This is a genomic window from Flavobacterium paronense (assembly GCF_030409795.1).
Lineage (GTDB): Bacteria > Bacteroidota > Bacteroidia > Flavobacteriales > Flavobacteriaceae > Flavobacterium > Flavobacterium paronense.
This window is the reverse complement of record NZ_JAUFQN010000019.1, coordinates 827,647-847,971: the sequence shown is the minus strand read 5'-3', so window position 1 is coordinate 847,971 and position 20,325 is coordinate 827,647. Positions and strand designations below refer to the sequence as shown.

The window sequence follows — 20,325 nt, the reverse complement described above, 5'->3', positions numbered from 1 at the left end:
TTTGCATTATGGAGATAAATTCGAACTTTGAAAATTAAGAAAGTTATATTTCTTAACATAATATTAGAAGTATATAATAACTATACAAAAAAACGTTTACATGGATCAACACTAATTTAATTGATGAATAGAGGGTTTTCACTGTCTAACGACTGATAAACAAGGCTTTTTAAAAATTTTATTGTAAAAATAAAGACGACATGTTGTGTTAATGTAATGGTAACTATTTACTAATTTAACAAACATTTTAAAAATAAAATAATGTATTTGGCATTTATTATAGGTAATTACCAATTCATCTTTAATAAATAATTAAAAAAAATAGCAATTTCATATTTATATTTTCGGTTATCAGTTGACAGTTATTGGTTATCCATTTTCTGTTTTCTGTTTTCTGTTTTTAACCAAATTATGGTTACGGTGTTGTTGGCTTTTTTAGCTCTCTAGATTATTTTTAGACAATCAAAAAAAAGACCCTCGATTACTCGAAGGTCTTTTCATAAACAGTTAACAGAAAACGGATAACTGAAAACCGTTAACGTTTTACAACACGTACCGTTTGTACATCATCTTCTTGCGAAACAACTACATTGTAAACACCACTAGGATATCTGTCTCCAAGTGTTGCTGTTTCTAAATCAGATACCCTAACTTCACGTTGTTCTATCAAACGACCAATCATATCGTAAACTTTCAAGTTCACTGCCGATTGACTAGACGTTTTAACATCTAACATAAAGTTATTAGCAAACGGATTCGGATACGCTGTGGCTTTAAACGTTTGTTTTATGGCTGCCGTAGGACGTAAGCCTTGTGCTACTGTTTCAATAGTACAAATACGTCCGTAAGCATCTACTTCCGGAATACCATTGAGCAATACCAATACGCTTGCATTATACCTTTTACCTACCGTTGGTGGATACGTCGTAAACAAACTCAACGTAAAGTTAAAGATGTTAGATGGACGATATGCGTATTGAACAGTACCTGGAATAATATCATTATTACTGTCAATCTCCTCTAACTTAATTTTATAGCCGGTAGCCGAACCAAATGTATTATAAGTAATAGATTGTGTCAAACCAGTAATTCCGGAATTACAAACTATCTGAACAGTAGGGTAATTTGGTGTAAATAAAATACATTCAGTTCCATAATCAGACCACACTAAACTTCCGCTAAGACGGTATCTAACCGAAACAGAATAAGAAGTATTGTACTGAAAAATGATTCCCTGGAAAGCATTCAATTGTGAAAAACGGGTTAGCAATTCAGTTGTAGTATAATAAGTAGGTGTTGGTCCATTATCACTAGTTAAACGAATACGGAACTGATATCTGTCTGCATATGTTGCTGTATAAGCTGAAATACTCGCACCAAGAGACGCAACTTCTGAACCACAAAGTGGGCCACTCAATCCAATAACCGGAATAGAAGGTGTAGTTACCGTACAATCTGATCCCCAACCTGATGATTCCTGAACTCCATTATTCAATAAACGATAATTTACGGATACCTGGTAGCTCGCTCCATACTGCAATTGGAATCCTTCAAAAGAATTGCTGTTAACAAATCTAGAGGCCGAATTATTAATATAGTAATACGTCGGACTAGGACCATTATCACTTGTCAAGCGGATACGGAACGAATAATCTGTGGCATTAAAGCCTACATTAGCCGAAAGACTTCCTGATACACCTGTAAGTGTAGTTGGACACGTAGACAACTGAGATTTTGGTATTGCATAACTGCCAAAAGTAACAGGAGCATAACTATAGCCTACCACTTCTCCATTAATAACGGCAGAAGCGCGTATTTTATATGTAGTAAGAGTAGTATCAGTAGTATACACTCTCATATTGACTGGAATAGAGAAGAAACGAGAAGTTTGTATAGGAAGGGTTACAGCAGGTCCTGCGCTTACCCCATTTGCAAATCGCTCAATCTCTATTTGATAGCCAATAGTCGTAGCTCCCGGATAAGTATAGAATGAACAAGAAAACGAAGAAAAACTAGCAGGGCTTCCGTTTACAACCGTTACCGGAACAGCAGCACAACCTTCTGATTTAGTACCGTTACAGTTGTCATCAACATTGTTGTAGCAAACCTCTGAACGCCCAGGGTTAATATTCACTGGTAAAACATTTAATGGATTAACCGATAAATCTGATGGAATATCAACACAATCTGTTCCTAAACTTCCTACGCCGCCATTTACTAATTGACTGGCTAGTTTATAACCAGAAGGTTGTGTGCAAGAGAAAATCGATGCCGCTAAACTGCTTGAATAACCATCATTATCAACATCTGCAAACCATTCTGGTTGCGCCGTTACGGTAACTGTTGTTGGATCTGACGCTAAACTTAGACATCCTGAGGCATTACGAACCTGTACTGTATAGTTTCCTGAAGTAGTTACCGAAGTACTTATTGTAGTAGCTCCGTTTGACCATAAATATCCACTTCCTGCACTTGAAGTTAATAAAACACTTCCGCCAGAGCAGAAAGTTGTTGGACCTCCTGCTGAAATGGTTGGGGTAGCTGGTGTGGTACAAGTTCCTGCAATTGTAGCACCTACTGTTGTATTACCACTTCGACATCCACCACTATTAATCACACTTGCAATTATAGTTTGTGGCGCAGCATAAGTTGGTAATGAACCCCAAATTACACCATTATCCGTTGAATATTCTAAAGTACCGCCTGTTCCCGAAACAGTACCAATGGCAATAGAACCACCAGTAACCGTACAAGCACTAGCACACGTACTATCTGTTATTGCTAAACTTCCTGTTGGAGCAGCTGGTGTGGTACAAGTACCCGCAACAGTAGCACCTACTGAAGTAGTTAAACTACGACAACCACTAGCATTAATTACACTAGCAATGATTGTTTGTGGCGCAGCATAACTTGGTAATGAACCCCAAGTTACACCATTATCCGTTGAATATTCTAAAGTACCGCCTGTACCCGAAACAGTACCAATGGCAATAGAACCACCAGTAACCGTACAAGCACTAGCACAAGTACTATCTGTTATAGCTAAACTTCCTGTTGGAGCAGCTGGTGTGGTACAAACTCCTGCAACGGTAGTTCCCACTTGGAAACTAGCACTACGACAACCACTACCATTAACTACACTAGCAATAATAGTTTGTGGAGCAGCATAAGTTGGTAAAGTGGAACTCCACGTTACACCTGCATCTGTTGAATATTCTAAAGTACCACCGCCATTGGCACTTACATCTCCAATGGCAATAGAACCACCACTAACCGTACAGGCGCTTGCGCAAGTACTGTTAACAATAGTTAAGGCTCCTGTTGGGGCTGCTGGTGCATCTACCGTCACACTCGTGTTTTGCGCTCCGGCACTGGCACAACCAGCACTGGAAGTAACCACGCAGTTTAGCGTTAATGAACTTCCTGTTCCCGCAGTATAGGTTACTGTTGAACCCGTTTGACCCGCAGTTATAGTTCCACCACTGATTGTCCAGTTATACGTTGCGCCTGCTGTTACTGGAACAGAAGCTGTATTCCCTGTTGAATTAGCACATACGGTACTACTTAAAGCCGTTATTGTTTGAGATGGTACTGCATTTACCTTAACTTGTCTATACCCTGAAGCCCAGGCACTGGTTCCTGAACCACAACCCGTAGCGGTTACATAACAGGCAAAAGTAGTGTCTTGTGAAAGCGTTCCTGAGGTATAAGATAACCCAGGTGAACCAACAGCGGTCCATCCTACCGGAACTGTACTTCCTGATGGTGCTGTGGTTAAACTATCATTTTTATACCATTGATAGGTGTATGGTCCTGTACTGCCACTAGCAGCAGCAACGGTCATAGCACTTGGTGTTACAGTACTACAAATAGTTTCTAGTAAGACAGCGCAGGAATTAGTAGGGGAACCACTGTTTCTGGCACTAGCCGTAGTATTATTTGTAAAATCATTATTATTATTACCAGAATCAGTACATCCTGAATTTTTTCTTTGATAGGACAAAACATTTCCAGAAAGTGCTGTTGCAACTGTTCCTTCAGAACAATTTGTAGTTGATCCAACACCAAAAAAGTCTATTACAGAAGTAGATGGGCAGGTTACACCATAAGCAACAGTAGTACTTGCCAATACAACTTTTGTTGCTGTAGCACTCATATTAAAAGTACCCGTTGCATCTGCCGTTGGCAATGTAGCCCCTGTAGCACCTCCTGCTCCTTGAACAAGATAATACCCTCCAGCAGGTATTGACCCTGAAAGGTTGGTAACTGTCCAAGAGTTTCCTGTTCCTGATGCTTGCTGTACTGACCATCCTGCTAAACTTTGAGCAGATGCTGTAGGGTTGTATAATTCTATAAAATCATTTTTATACGTAGCAGAGGTTAGTCCACCACCACCATATACCTGGCTAATCACTACCGTAGTACCAGTATTAGGAGCTGAAGAAAAAGCCGCAACCGCTCCTGGCACTAAAGCCGAAGCAACCGTTACTGTGGTAGCTGCAGAAGCAGCACTTTGACAACCATTGGTATCGGTAACACGAACGGTGTACGTTCCTGCTCCTACAGAAGTAATAGCTTGCGTAGTACCGCTATTTGACCATTGATACGTATTCGGACTAGCACTTGAAGTTAAAGTAGTCGTTTCACCTAAACAAAGTGCTACAGTACCACTTGGGGTAATTGTTGGCGTAGTTGGTAGCGCATTAACTGTAATAGTGCTAGCAACATCTACAGAACAATTAGCTGCATTAGTTACCGTTACGGTATACGATGTGGTTGTAGCTGGAGATACAGTAATAGCGGCAGTAGTAGCAGTAGTTGACCACAAATAAGATGATCCACCACTTGCAGTTAAAGTAACTGATGCTCCATTACAAATTGTACCATCATTATTGGTTGTTCCCGAAGTTTCTGCTATACTTACAGCCCCTACTGGACTCGCATTTACGATTACTTTAACCGTAGCCGAAGCTAAACTTGAGGTAGTAGCCGTTTGCGGGCCACATTCAACATTGTTTGAATAGCCAACACAGAAATAGTAACGGGTTCCTTCTGAACCAGTTGTTGGCGGTACAAAAGTAGCACCTGTTCCTACAAGATTTGTAAATGTAGTATTGTCATTGGTTGTATTGTAATACCATTGATAAGAATAGGATGGTGACCCAGTAGTACCTGCAGCCGTAATGGTTGCAGTTAATGTATCGGCAGTAAACCCTTGACATCTTGTTTGGTCAGCACCAGGTGCAACAGCAGTAGATAAAGCACAGATAGGCGATGATAATGAAGTAACTGAACCGCTTACATTTACAGTAGCACTAGTACCTCCACCTGAAAGCCCAACCGATTCTGAACTAAAAGATCCTGCTGTCAAGCCAGCTTTTAATCTAACTTTATAAATAGAAGTTGTTGAAAGGACTCCGCCTGAATATCCCACTGTAAAAGCAGTAGATTGCCAAGCTGAACCATCATAAACTTCTATATTGCTAGAAGGTGTCAAGGTAATATTTCCTGACGCTGGCGATAAGTCGCTAGCAGTAATTGAAAAAGTTCCCGATTCAGCTGAAGGACCACTTCCTTCCACATAGGTAAGCCCAGTAAAAGAATTTGGAGAAGTTGTTATCGTTGGATTAAGTTGCTGACCAATAACAAAATCACCAAAAGTGCTTATTCCTGTGGCTTGAGTTGAAGTAGTGGTTTTAGTACCTACAGTAGGATAATTCCAACCACCATTATAATTTCCAACAATAAAATTAGCCGTATTGGCTGCTGTTGGCACATCTACCTCAGTAGTAGGAAGTTGATTTATATAATTAAATACAGCATCATAATTCATAGCTAACCCACCACCGCTAGTAAGTGTAAAATAACGTTTTACTGTTTTCGCACTATTTAATGTTGATGTCCCTAGATTAGGTTGGTTTCCATCTGCTTGAGAAACTGAAGCCATTAAAGTCCCCGGTGTAGTCAATGTACCAACATTTAAATTAACAGGGCGGTAAAAGCTAGCCCCACCTATTTCAAAAACTCTGGCTCCGGTAGCCGTAATTGGTTTTTGTAAATTACCAATTACCCATCCGGTTCCGCCACCACTAACAGTACCGTTAGCAATTACTTTGTTAGAACCAGTTGTAATTTTACCGGCAGTAAAAGTCAACGCACCACCCACGCTCATATCAGTATTTAAAGTAAGGCCTGCTGCATTATTTATGGTAACATCAGCACCCACCACCAAAGGGAAAAAACTGGTGTAGACCGTTTGAGCCGAACTTCCATTAAAAACTAAATTCCCTGTTGCATTAGTATTCGTTTCTGTTATTATAGTTTCAATAGCTTCCGCTATTATTATATTACCTGTTAAATTGAGGGTTCCTTTACCGGTACTTGCAGCAGTTGTTCCTGCATTTAAATTAATTATCGAAGCCGAAGCTGCACCACTTTGTAAATTTAAATTACCAGTTACATTAATAGTTTGATTTGCTGTAGCAGCAGTTCCAGCGCCTACTACATATAAATTTCCAAAACCTATTTCAAGATTACCTGTAACATTTAAAACTCTTGGAGTTGCTGCCTGACCTATGGCAATATATCCAGTACCTGTTGAAAGAATTCTTAAATAACCATTGATAGTAACAGGTGTTGCTGAAATAAAATTGCTTTGATGAGTTTGCCCAGCACTGTCCCAAATAACATTTGGACATGATGTTGGCAAAAATGCAATTGTAGAAGTAATTCCTGTAACAACAATAGTTGAAGCATTATTATAAGTAACCCCAGTAGTAAAGGCACTATTTAAAATATAACCTCCATTTTGGGCATGAATATATGTACTGCTACTTGAAGGGAAAGTTATAACTGAACCTGTTGTAGTTGTAAAAGGATATACCGATGCAACACCACCTGTCCCACTTCCATTAAAAGAAGAAATAGCATAGGTAAATGTATTAGCATTTGGTACTGTAAGAATTGTTACTGGTGTACTTATATTATAATTAGCAGTTCCGTTTCCATTAATTAATACTCTTTGACCCACTGCTAAACCGTGAGCTGTACTTGTTGTTACTGTAGCAGTGGTAGTGGTAGAGCTAATAGACGTTATTGCTAAAGCACTCGCTTGATTAATCAACTTACCATTAACCGTAACTGTTTTGTTAGCGGCAACATTTAATAAGGTATTTGTTCCTGAAAGTGTTAAATTATCAAAGGATGCAATGGTTAAGTTTTCGGATACTAACAATGTTCTATTAACGGTTATATACCCTCCCGTTGTTGAACCTGCAGGATTTGATACTGTCAAATTATTATATGTTGTAGCTGCAACAATTTGAGGCGTAGTACCATTATAATTTACGGTACTTCCTGTAATTGTTCTAGCTCCTGTTGTTGGTGTATTTGTTCCTGCAATACCTATAGTTCCTGACGAAGCCAATACTCTAGCTCCATTTCCTGAATTAGAAAGGTTACCATAGTTGGCCGCACTAATAGTTTGCGAACTTGCACTAGCGTAATCTACTGTACTGGTAGTTGCTAATGTACCAAAGGTAGGTATGGTAGTATTTTGTAGGGTTAGCGTACCACCGTCATTTACATCTATTGTTCCTACAAAAGCAAAACCGGATGGTACTGTAAAGTTTACGCCATTGGTTACTATTACTTTGCTGGCAGTACCGCTAACGGTCCATGCAGCTCCAATAGTAGCAGCAGTTTGATTAGCAATTGTGAAAGTAGCATTACCACTGGTAAAACTAGCTGGCTGTGTACCATTTCCATCGGTACCGGTTCCCCAAGTAGCTAAACTATCAAGGTTACCGCTGCTTTTTGAATAAAACACACTCGTAACTGAAGTGGCCGTTACTGAAACGGTCGCGCTCGTACCTCCACCAGAAATGGTAAGCGTTTGACTAGCGGAACCTACAGCAATTGGATTGTATTGAACATACACTGTTGTACTGCTAAGTGCACCGGCTGTATACGGAAGTGTTACAGAAGCACTGCCCGCTGCTCCACCAGTAGCACTGGTTGAAACCGTAAATGGCGCCGCTACACTAACTGTTAAATTGCCGGAAACAGGCGATAAATTGGCCGCTGAAACCGTAAAACTGCTTTCTGTATTGGTCCCTACAGGAACAGTAGTACCCAAAGACAAAGTACTTGTGCTCGGAGTAATACTACCTATACCAGTACCGGAAACAGCTACTGTTGGAAGATTGGTAGTTACACCACCTCCGCTAAAAGTAACATTACCTGATTTTGCCCCTCCACTTTGTGGAGAAAATCGAACAAATACAGGAGTTGAGGCAAGTGTTGCTGGTGTAAATGTTACATCAACCGTAGCACCATATCCTGAACCACTGCTTAACGACACTTGAAAATCAGTAGATGGAGCACTAACTGTAATCGGCGACGTGGTTAAATTACCACCCGATAAATTAAAACTAACACCTGTTGCATTGCTTCCTACAGCAATAGAACCAAAATCAGCAAGAGAACTAACTGAACTGGATAGATATGGCGAAGTGTTTTGAGTCATATAACCCAAATACGTAAGATCATCTATTCTGAAATTTCCTGAACTAGCTCCTCCATAAGGATAGAGGCGGAAAGTAACACCTCCTGTTAAATTGGTAAAAGAACCACCAAATGCAATACTAAATGCATAGGTTGGAGCTACCGGAGCTGCCGATAATCTGGCAAGTGTGTATTCTCCAATACCAAGATTACTGCTGTAGCCATCAATACTGGAACGTATTACAAAATTGGTAGCGCCAGCGGAAGTTGATAAAGCATTAAAATTCAATGTTGTTAATGAAAGTAGGTAGCCTGTATTAGGCGTTATATTAAACTCAATATATTGTCCAGTATTAATAACTGTGCCCCAAGTAGCACTGGTATTATAATAACCACTGCTAATTGCTCCCGTAATAACTGTTGGAGCTACATTGGTAGCTGTTGCATTTGCATTTACACCGGTTGCTGCTAAATTACTAGTAAACGGATAAGTAGCTAAACTTTCGCTTATAGAAATAGCACCGCTGGTTACACCTGTTAAACTAGGTGATGGTGCGGCTGCACTAATAGTATAGACACCAGCAGTATTAAACTGAATATCATTAAAAGTGGCCACCCCGTTAACCGGAGTTTTAGTAAGGGTTCCAGAAATAGTGCCCGGACCACTAGCCTTACTAATAGTAATATTGCCGGAATAATTAGCGTCTATTGAAGCATCCGGTCTTCTTGCTGATACAGTAAACGAAGTAAGATTTGTAGCTGGCGAACCAACCGTTGGAACATTCTCTATAGTAAGATAAGTAGCTGATTCCAGTACATTGAAAGTAGTAGTTCCTGAAGTCAAAGAAGTAGTCCCGTCAGAGGCTGTGAGTACAACTCCCGTTTCTGCTACATTATAGGTAAGGCCTGTAAAAGTGATACTGTTGGCATTGGAAGCAATAGTGCCACTTGCCGTACCACTAAGTGTACCCGTGCCTGTTGTTTTAGCTAGGTTAACGGTTATACCGCTACCGCCAACAACCTGTGGGTTATTGGATGCATCCTGTGCTTGCACAGTAACACTAAAGCTTGTGTTTTTAGAAGGCGTATCAGGGCTCACATTGGTAATTACCAATTTAGTGGGAGCATTAGCAGCGCTGATAGTAAAGGTTTGTGTACCCGAACTGGCAGCAGCGCCTGTGGTAGTAACCCCAACAAGAGCAGTTCCGGTGCTAGCTACATCTGTAGCCGGTATGGTTGCAGTAAGTGAAGTGGCACTGTTAAAAGTTGTAGTACGATTAGAACCACCCCAAGTTACTGTAGATAGTCCGCTTACAAAGTTGGTTCCCGTTACATTTAAAGAAAACTGTGGACTTCCCGCAGCAACTGAAGTAGGAGAAATTGAGCTAACAGTAGGTGTTGGCGGGGTAACAGTAACTTTTACATTATCAAAAAAAGATGTTTGATTTGCAGCTGTTGATCCTTGCCAGTAAACACCAAAATTAGTAAGTGATGTACTTGTGAAGGTACTATTTACTGTTCCCGAACCTACCTGAGTTAAAGCAGTTCCAGTTGTTGGGTCTGTAAAAGCTGAAGCCCCATCACTACGGGCAAACAATTGCCAAGTGTTTGTAGAAGGGGTATATACTACTCTTATGCTGTAATAATTGGTTCCCACATTTGTAGATCCTGCAATAATACTTGCTTGTGTACCTTGCAATCCATTATTATAGCTTACTAAACGTAAAAAGCCGCTAGCGCCCATAGTCACAGCATAACCAGTACCAGTTGTATTGGCTGATGTACTTGTTCCTCCCAATACTACTGCCATTCCATAACTTGCAACAGCTGAAAATCCAGCTGGAGTGGCACGAATTTGTCGCATATTAAATGTCCACGTTACATCACCGACATTTGAAGATGGTGTGGAATTATAAGGTGAACTAAAATTTGAAACTGGTATTGAAGCAAAAGCCCAACCGTCAGCATTACCTGAAACACTTACATCATTAGTTAATTCTAATCTATCAGTTGTAGAAACATTTCTTCTTGCACCCCAGTCTACACCTGACCTCGTTACACTCCAGTTTGTTGTATTTATTGCCCCAGAGGTTACATAAGTTGCACTAGTATTGGCACTGAAATCATCGCTAAAAACAGTAGTCTGCCCCCAACTCACCTGTGTATTCAGCAAGAATAGGAAAGCCAAACTCCAAAACAACAACGCATTCGATTTTCTAAAAAGTAAAGTGTTTTTCATAATTATTTAATTTTTTTCGAGTTTCAAATCTAATACATAAAAAGCAAACTGAAAGAAAAAGATATTAACTAATTGTTATACAATAGTTAATGAGCATTTTATCGGTTTTTTTTGGTACTTAATCGATGTAGTTGTGGGTAAATCGTAAAAAAGCTATCAGTTTTTACTTAAAAATTGAACACGGAAAATAGAAAAAACAGATAACCGATAACAGATTGCATATAACTGATATCCGATAACAGATAACTGATAAAAAAATCCCCATCTTGTTAAAACAAGACAGGGATTTTTTTATTAATCAGAACTGAAATCCTAAATCTCAATTCCCTAATCCTAAATTTAAATTAACGTTTCACAACCCTTACTGTTTGTATATCATCTTCTTGTGAAACAACTACATTGTAAACACCACTTGGGTAGCTGTCTCCAATAGTTGCTGTTTCTAAATCAGATACCCTAACCTCACGTTGTTCTATCAAACGACCAATCATATCGTAAACTTTCAAGTTCACTGCCGATTGACTAGACGTTTTAACATCTAACATAAAGTTATTAGCAAACGGATTCGGATACGCTGTGGCTTTAAACGTTTGTTTTATCGCTGCTGTAGGACGTAAACCTTGTGCTACTGTTTCAATAGTACAAATACGTCCGTAAGCGTCTACTTCCGGAATACCATTGAGCAATACCAATACGCTTGCATTATACCTTTTACCTACCGTTGGTGGATACGTCGTAAACAAACTCAAGGTAAAGTTAAAAATGGTAGATGGACGATAAGCGTATTGAACAGTGCCTGGAATAACATCATTATTACTGTCAATCTCTTCTAATTTAATTTTATAGCCGGTAGCCGAACCAAATGTATTATAAGTAATAGATTGTGTCAAACTGGTAATTCCGGAATTACAAACTATCTGAACAGTAGGGTAATTTGGCGTAAATAATTCACATTCTGCTCCATATTCAGACCATATTAAACTTCCGCTAAGACGGTAACTAACCGAAAGAGAATACGAAGTATTATACTGAAAAGTGATTCCTTGAAAAGCACTCAATTGTGAAAAACGGGTTGGTAATTCAGCAGTAGTATAATAAGTAGGTGTTGGTCCATTATCACTAGATAAACGAATACGGAACTGATATCTGTCTGCATACGTTGCTGTATAAGCTGAAATACTCGCACCAAGAGACGCAACTTGTGAACCACAAAGTGGGCCACTCAATCCAATAACCGGAATAGAAGGTGTAGTTACCGTACAATCTGATCCCCAACCTGATGATTCCTGAACTCCATTATTCAATAAACGATAATTTACGGATACCTGGTAGCTCGCTCCATACTGCAATTGGAATCCTTCAAAAGAATTGCTGTTAACAAATCTAGAGGCCGAATTATTAATATAATAATACGTCGGACTAGGACCATTATCACTTGTCAAGCGGATACGGAACGAATAATCTGTGGCATTAAAGCCTAAATTAGCCGAAAGACTTCCTGATACACCTGTAAGTGTCGTTGGACATGTAGACAACTGAGATTTTGGTATTGCATAACTGCCAAAAGTAACAGGAGCATAACTATAGCCTACCACTTCTCCATTAATAACGGCAGAAGCGCGTATTTTATATGTAGTAAGAGTAGTATCAGTAGTATACACTCTCATATTGACTGGAATAGAAAAGAAACGGGAAGTTTGTATAGGAAGGGTTACAGCAGGTCCTGCGCTTACCCCATTTGCAAATCGCTCAATCTCTATTTGATAGCCAATAGTCGTAGCTCCCGGATAAGTATAGAATGAACAAGAGAACGAAGAAAAACTAGCAGGGCTGCCGTTTACAACCGTTACCGGAACAGCAGCACAACCTTCTGATTTAGTACCGTTACAGTTGTCATCAACATTGTTGTAGCAAACCTCTGTAAGTCCTGGATTAATATTCACCGGTAAAACATTTAATGGATTAACCGATAAATCTGATGGAGAATCAACACAGTCTGTTCCTATACTACCTACTCCTCCATTAAACAACTCACTAGCTGATTTATAAGCACCAACTGGACGAGTACAAGAAACAACAGACCCTACTAAACTACTTGAATAACCATCATTATCAGCATCCAGATACCATGTTGGTTGAGACACAGTGAATGCAGCAGAACCTGTTAAATTACTAGTTAAAGTGATTCCATTAGCATCTGTAACCGATGTTATGGTATAAGTGGATGTAGCAGCAGGTGTAACTGTTATATCTGTTCCACTTATATAAGAAGAAACGGAACCGTTAGTATATGCTACTGTATATGGACTTGTACCACCGGTAATATCTACTTTTATTGTAGAAGATGTACCAATACAAAAAGAAGAACTTCCTGTTAAAGATAATGCTGCTCCTGTTGGTCCGGTAAGTACTTTTCCGTAAATGGTAACATCATCAATTCTGAATGTTCCTGTAGAAGCTGCTGCTGTTGCTGTGCCATCAGCTCTTGTTGTCCCATAAGGATACAAACGGAAAGTAACGGTACCTGCTGTTGGAGTGGTAAAATCAGTGAAATCCCATGTTATTACTGTACCTGAAGTTGTTGTATTAGGAGCAGCACCCCAAGTAGTGGACGTTACAAAACCATCTGTACTGTAACGAACTTCTAATCTATTTGGTGCTGTTCCACTAGCTTGTCTGAAGAAAGACAAGGAGTTAACACTCAATTTATTGCCAGCAGAAGCTGATGCAGAAAATTCAATGTAAGAGGTATTACTCACACTAGCTGTTGCATTGAGTGTAGTAGAGTTAAATACATTAGCCGTACCTGTACATGCAATGGTAGTTCTTGTAACAGGAGTACCTGTAGCATTGGTAACCATCGTTGGTGTATTTCCATTGGTAGGACAACCAGTAGCTCCGGTAAATACATTTTGATAAATAACGGTGTCCGTAATGTTTGCTGTTAAACCTGTAGGTTGCGTAATAGCATAATTGGCTAAATCAGTTCCACCTAAACTTAAGTTAGGCGTTACACTAATACCGTTGCCTATAGCTGTAGAAGCAAATGTTCCTCCTCCTGAAATAGTCACAACATCTGGCACAACTACTCCAGTTATCCCTGAAACTGTTATAGTAGCTACATTGGTGCCATCAAACGCTTTGTTATTTGCGACTGCAGTAAATGTTAATTGTTTTTGGGTAATAGTACCTGTTGCTGATGCTGTAGAGGCAACCGAATAATTGTTAACTGCTGTTCCTCCCAAAGTGATACCGCTTACTGAAACAGGTTTATTGCTACCGGCAGTTACCGTATTAAAAGTACCCGTAAATGTTGGTACCGTAACGTTATCCGGACTAACTACACCTGTAATAGATGCTAGAGAAAGCGTAGCCGTATTAGTTCTGTCATAAACTTTATCAGAAACTGTGAAAGTAACAGTCAATAGTTTTTGAGTAATATTAGCCACTAATCCTATTGGGTTCTCTAAAATATAATTTCCTGCTTTAGCTCCTTGTAAAGTGGCATTTGATGTAACCGCAATATTTGAAGCAACAGTAGCAGAATCAAAAGTTCCAACACCATTAAAAGATACGTCATCAGAATTTATAACACCAACTAAAGTTCCATTTATAGTAGCTGACGTATTGCCATCATATACTTTATTATTGGCAAAAGCACCACTAACTGTTAATGTAATCGGGGCAATAGTATACACTAAAGTGGCATATCCTATTCCACCAACACCTTCAGCACTCAACGAAACATTAAATGTTCCTGCAGTTGTTGGCGCACCAGTGATTTCTCCAGTACCAGTATCGATACTTAAACCATCAGGTAAACCCGTTGCTGTATAAGAAATAGCACCAATATCAGTTGTTATTAAATAAGATGTTGAAGCATCTCCATAATTAGCAGAAGCTACTAAACTACTAGTAATAACAGGAGAACCTGGAGTGGTAATATTTGCAGTTAAGGTAACTGAAGGTTCGGTTAACGTATAATTAAATGTATCACCATCAATCATCCAAGTTGGGGTTACGACTATATTTGTTCCTACCTCAGCAGAAGCAAACGTTCCAAAACTACCAAACAAAGTCACCGTGTCTATGCTAGTAACTACACCAACTAAAGTTCCTGAAATAGTAGCATCTGTAGTTCCATCATATACTTTATTATCCGCTAATGGATTTGATATTGTTAATGGTCTTGGCGTAATATCGGCCGTTAAACTAACACTTGGTTGCACAAGATTGTAGTTAGCAATAGCGCCTGCTGTACCATTTAAGGTGAAAGATAAGTTCACAATATTGTGAGGTGTTGCGAAGAATATCGTTTGATAATTAAATTCAAACTCACCCGTTGCTACTAATGTTACGTTGTCCGGAGCAATTACTCCAACTAATGAAGCTAAAATAGTAGCCGTTACATTTCCGTCATACACTTTATTACTTGCCGAAACGCTAGTAACTGTTAAGTCTTTTGGAGTTATATCAGCTGTAAGCGTTGGTTGTGTAACGGTATAATTAGTCGAAGGAGCAGCATAGGTTCCCGATAAAGAAATCGGCTTAGCGGTTCCAACATTTTTATCTGCAAAACTTGCCGTTACGGTTCCTGAAACCGAAAATGTTTGACTATTTTCTAATCCTACATAGGAAGGTGTTGTTAAAGTAGCCGAAGCATTTCCGTCGTATTCTTTATTATTAGCTGATACTGAAATAGTCAATCCCTTTGCTGAAACTGTATTTCCTGAAGACGTAGTAGTACTATTTACGGTTGTAGCTGCAGTTGAAGATAAGGCTATATTTTTAGAATTATATGTCCCAGTCACAGGAGCTGTAGCCGCTAAACGAATACTTAATGTACCACTAGCAAATCCGCTTGATTGCGTAAAGGTTGTCGTTGTTCCGTATGTTACTCCGTCATTTGCAACTTCAAAACCTGTTGGAGCAGTGACTGCAATATCAGCTGATAAACCAGAACCTGAAACTGCAATGGTTTGAGCGGTTGAAGGTGTACCATACGTAGTTGTAAAAGCAGTTAATGTACCTGTAGTTGAAATAGTTGCGCAAATAGGTGAAACACTAAATGTCCAATCTCCCGCAGCAATGGTAGTCGCTCCGGTAGTATTCCAATTGCTTGCTGTAGTTCCAATAGCACTTAATAATACCGATTGACATGCAGTATAGGTTGCGCCTGTAGTTGCATAACGTAAAGCGGAACCCGTTGGTGCTATCGAAGTTGATCCAAGCGTTAATCCAGATGGTATAGCACTAGAACTTGATCCTATTTTGGCGAAATAAATAAAAGCTGTTGGTGTAGTTGCTGTAATTGTGGCTGCCGTGTAAACATAAATTTCATCATTATTGTTTGTAAAACCAGCAGTTGATGTACTACTCCAATCATAGGTTGTAGTAGAAACCGCAGCAGTTCCCCAAGGCAATACAATTACGGTTCCAGCAAGAATTGTTTGTCCTGCTTTTACTGTAAAAGAGGCTTCTGCTTCTGCTAAATCTGCAAAAGCTGTTCCGCCAGCAGCTGCCACCTCGTTATCATTTACATAAAATACGGTACCCGGATTTAAATCTTTCATAACCAAGATAGCAAAATTATCAGGTGTTCCATTCGAATTATACCCAACAATAGCAATATCACCAGCTGTCAGTGTTGTAGGAGCAGGAGTAATATTTGCAGTCAGACCTGTAGGTTGTGTTAAGGTATAATTCCCTAAATCTACGGTTGTACCAGCTATGGTTGAGGTTGAGGTTACCGGTTTAGCATTTCCTACTGTGGCATCATTAAAAGTCCCTGATAATGTTAAACTAACAGAATCGGGAGAAATAACTCCTGATAATGTACCAGTGATGGTAGCAGTTGTGGTTCCATCAAACACTTTGTTTTGTGCTGTAGCACTTGCTATTGTTAGTGCTATTGCAGCAATGTTTGCTGTTAAACCTGTAGGTTGTGTAATTGTATAACTGCTTGCGTTTGTACCACTAACGGTCAAAGCAGTAGTAACTGCTATAGACGTTCCGAAATTGGCACTGGCAAAAGTTCCGCCTCCTCCTATTGTTAAAACATCACCATTTACGGCATCTAAAGTAGTTGCTCCGGTAATAGTTGCCGCAGTTGTACGGTCATACGTTTTGTTAGAAGCAACTGCTCCTGTTATCGTAATTGCTAACGGACTTACCGTACTTGATACTGTTGCCACGTTTATAGTAGCAGCTCCGGCGCTTACCAATGTTATAGTACCAGCATAAGGAGATCCTGCTACTGTAGCAGTAGCTTTTAAACGCACATAGATATCGGTAGCATTTACGATTCCGCTTGTTTGTGTTAAACCTAAACTGTTAGCATATCCGCTTCCTATAGTTGTAGATACTTCATAACCTGCTGGAGGTGTTACAGTAATATCGTCTGTTAAATCAACACCTGACACAGAGAAAGATGTTGGTGTAGCAGAAGCTGTTCCATAAGTAGTATTTACTGCTACCAAAGTACCTGTTACACTAATTGTTGGAGGAGAAAAGGCAGTAATATCAGCCGTTAATCCGGTTGGTTGCGATAAGGAATAATTTCCTGAAGCCGAACCAGAAATAGTATAACCTGTTACCGTTATTGGTTTTCCTGTACCAACATCAGCAGTATCAAAATTAGCAGTGTATGCTGTTCCTAATGTTACATTTGGAATATCAGCAGTAATTACACCTACTAATGAGGCTGTCCCTGTTAAGGTAGCAGTGGTATTGTTATCGAATACTTTGTTTACCCCTACTATACCTGAAATCGTTAATGGTTTAGCAGTAATATTTGCGGTTAATCCCGAAGGTTGTGTCAAGGTATAACTTGAAGCATTTGTACCACTTAAAGTTAAGGCAGCATTTACGGTGATTCCGTCTGCTACGGTAGTTTGTGTGAAAGTACCACCCCCAACAATAGTAATCACATCACTGTTTACCGTTCCTACTGCTGTAGCACCAGTTATTGTGGCTGTAGTAGTAGTATCATATACTTTGTTTTGTGCAGTTGCTCCTGTACTTGTAATTCCCAAAGGACTTACTGTACTCGAAACGGTAGCCACATTTACATTAGTAGCCCCTAAGCTTGACAAAACAACAGCACCACTATAAGGTGAGGAAGCTACTGTAGCTGTAGCCTTTATACGTATATAAACAGGTGTAGCAGCAAATGTCCCTGCCGCACCAACAACTACTGAAGAAGCAAAACCTGAACCTGACGTTAGAGATACTTCATAACCTGATGGTGGAGTTACTGTAATTCCTGCATTCAAATCAGTACCTGATACGTCAAACGAAGTTTCTGAAGAAACTGTACCATAAGTTGTAGGTAAAGCTGTAGCTAATGTTACTAGAGAAGCAGAAATAACAGGTATTGCTCCTAGTGGCACCACTTCACCTGTACTTAATATTTGAGCCCCACTTGGGAATCCTGTAAAATTAATTTTAGCTAACTGACCTGATGTTAAACCTGAAACATCAGTACCAACAAATATTTTACCAGCTGTTCCGGGTGTACCCACAAAACCTGTCCATCCTGTAACAGTTAACGTAGACCCATTCCATGTAACACCGTTACTCGCTGCAAATGTCAAAGAATGAACACCTGTACCTAATGCAATAGTTCCTGTAGTATTTAAATTTAAAGTACCTACCGTATCATCAAAACCTGCAGATGCTCCGGTGCTAAAAGTACCGCCATCTAAAATTACTTGAGTTGATGGAAGTACATTGGCATTTCCTAATTCAATTTTACCACCAGAGATGGTCGTTGTTCCTGTGTATGCATAATTGGCAGCACCACCAAATGTTTGTGTGCCAGTTCCCGATTTTACAATAGAAACTGCTCCTGAAATGGTACCCGGATTAGCAGCAAGATTGCTACCATAGGTATTGTTTGTTGTACTATTAATAGTTAAAGTAGCCGCTCCGATAGAGGTAACTGTATTATTACCTGTTGTAGCAGTTCCTGAAGTTGTATTTAAACCAGCAATCGTTTGGTTACGCCCATTCAAATCAAATGTACCTAAATTTGCACTTGCAGCTTGACCTAAACTTAAAACGGTGGCTGTTGGCAATCTGTCGTTACCTGTAGTTAATTGCAAAGTTCCTAAATTAATTGCAGTAGCTCCGGTATAAGTACTTGCTCCGCCTAATCTAAGAATACCAGCCCCTTGTTTTACAAGAATACCTGCATTAGAAGGTTTATTAGCAATGATACCATCATAAGTCAAATCACCAGCTGCTGCTTGTACATTTATACTTGTACCTGCTGTTGCTCCTACTTGAATTGCATGTGTAGTTGCCCAAGAAGCTGTAACAGCTGCTCCGGCCGTTGAAGAAGATGTCAATCTACCGCCATCAATAACAATAGTATTATTGGCATTTCCTAAAGCTCCATTGCTGGTAAAACCTACCTCGCCTCCATTAATATTAATAGTTCCTGTAAAAGAATTGCTACCGTTACCTAAATAAATTTGACCTGCTCCCGCTCCATCAAATGTCAAACCTGAACCACTGGTTCCTGAAACTACACCAGAAAAGGTTCTCGAACCACTTGTAAGTGAATTGGTAATTGTTCTTGAAGCGGCACCTAATCCAACTGTACCGGAAAATGTCGTATTACCCGTTCCTGCATAGGTGTAATTACCCCCTATAGTAATATTATTTAAAAAAGCTCTGTTGCCTGTAGATTGAACAGTCCCACCATTTAAAGTAAGTACACTATTGGCACCTCCAAAAGAATTATCTCCACTTACTATTACTGTTCCTGCATTTAAAGTAAATCCAAAATTGGTTGCATTAAAGCTACTGCTTTGTGCACCAATACTCCAAGTACCAGCTCCGCTTTTAATAAAGCCAGCATTACTTGCCGCTGCTGACCAGCTTTGCCCTGTCCATGTCAAGGTACTTCCAGTACCTATATTAAATGTACGAGCCGCAGCACCCGTAGATACTGTGCCAGCAGCTGAAATAGCAACCGTCACACCATCTGCCACGGTAATATTACCTACTGTTGTTGACGCAAATGTCACTGTAGAGTTTGCATTAAAAACCGCATTACTTCCAGATACCCATGCTGTTGTAAATGGTGCAATTCCTGTATTACTCCAGTTCGCTCCTGTCCATGTTGCTGGTGTTCCGTCAGTTCTCCATGACTGTTGGGCTTTCATTTCATTAACTCCAAAGAATAGCAACAAAGTTAAAACACCTAATGCATTCACTTTAAAACGATGTCCTTGGCTAAGCTTTCTTGAACCGAAAAGCGTAGTGTTGTTTTTTTGATTAAATCCAAAAAAGGAATACATCAAAGTGGACAGAAAAGCAACTAGAAAGTTGTTGCCACTTTTTTCAAACAATCTTGAGTCTGAACTCAAAATGCTTTTGGAGGTTGAAGGCTTTTCAGCTGAAAAGAAACCAGGTAACTTATTAAACATTGTGTGTAAAATTGATTTCATTAAATAACGATTTTAAATGATTTTGACTACTAATTTACTATCTCGACTCTATATTGGTTTGCACCCTATTATTATGTATTAGTTATTAAATTGTTAACACGTATTTCATCGCTATTTGGGTAT

2 protein-coding genes are annotated in these 20,325 nt (G+C 39.5%); both read right to left on the bottom strand.

The annotated features are described in order from the left end of the window. Window positions 1–535: 535 nt before the first annotated feature. A complete protein-coding gene (locus QWY90_RS04960) occupies window positions 536–10,744 on the bottom strand; it encodes a lamin tail domain-containing protein (RefSeq protein WP_290284760.1) in 10,209 nt (3,402 codons plus the stop codon). Window positions 10,745–11,088: 344 nt separating this feature from the next. Then, window positions 11,089–20,202, bottom strand: coding sequence for a YDG domain-containing protein (locus tag QWY90_RS04955; RefSeq protein ID WP_290284759.1), 9,114 nt, complete (start codon window positions 20,200–20,202; stop codon window positions 11,089–11,091). Window positions 20,203–20,325 lie beyond the last annotated feature (123 nt).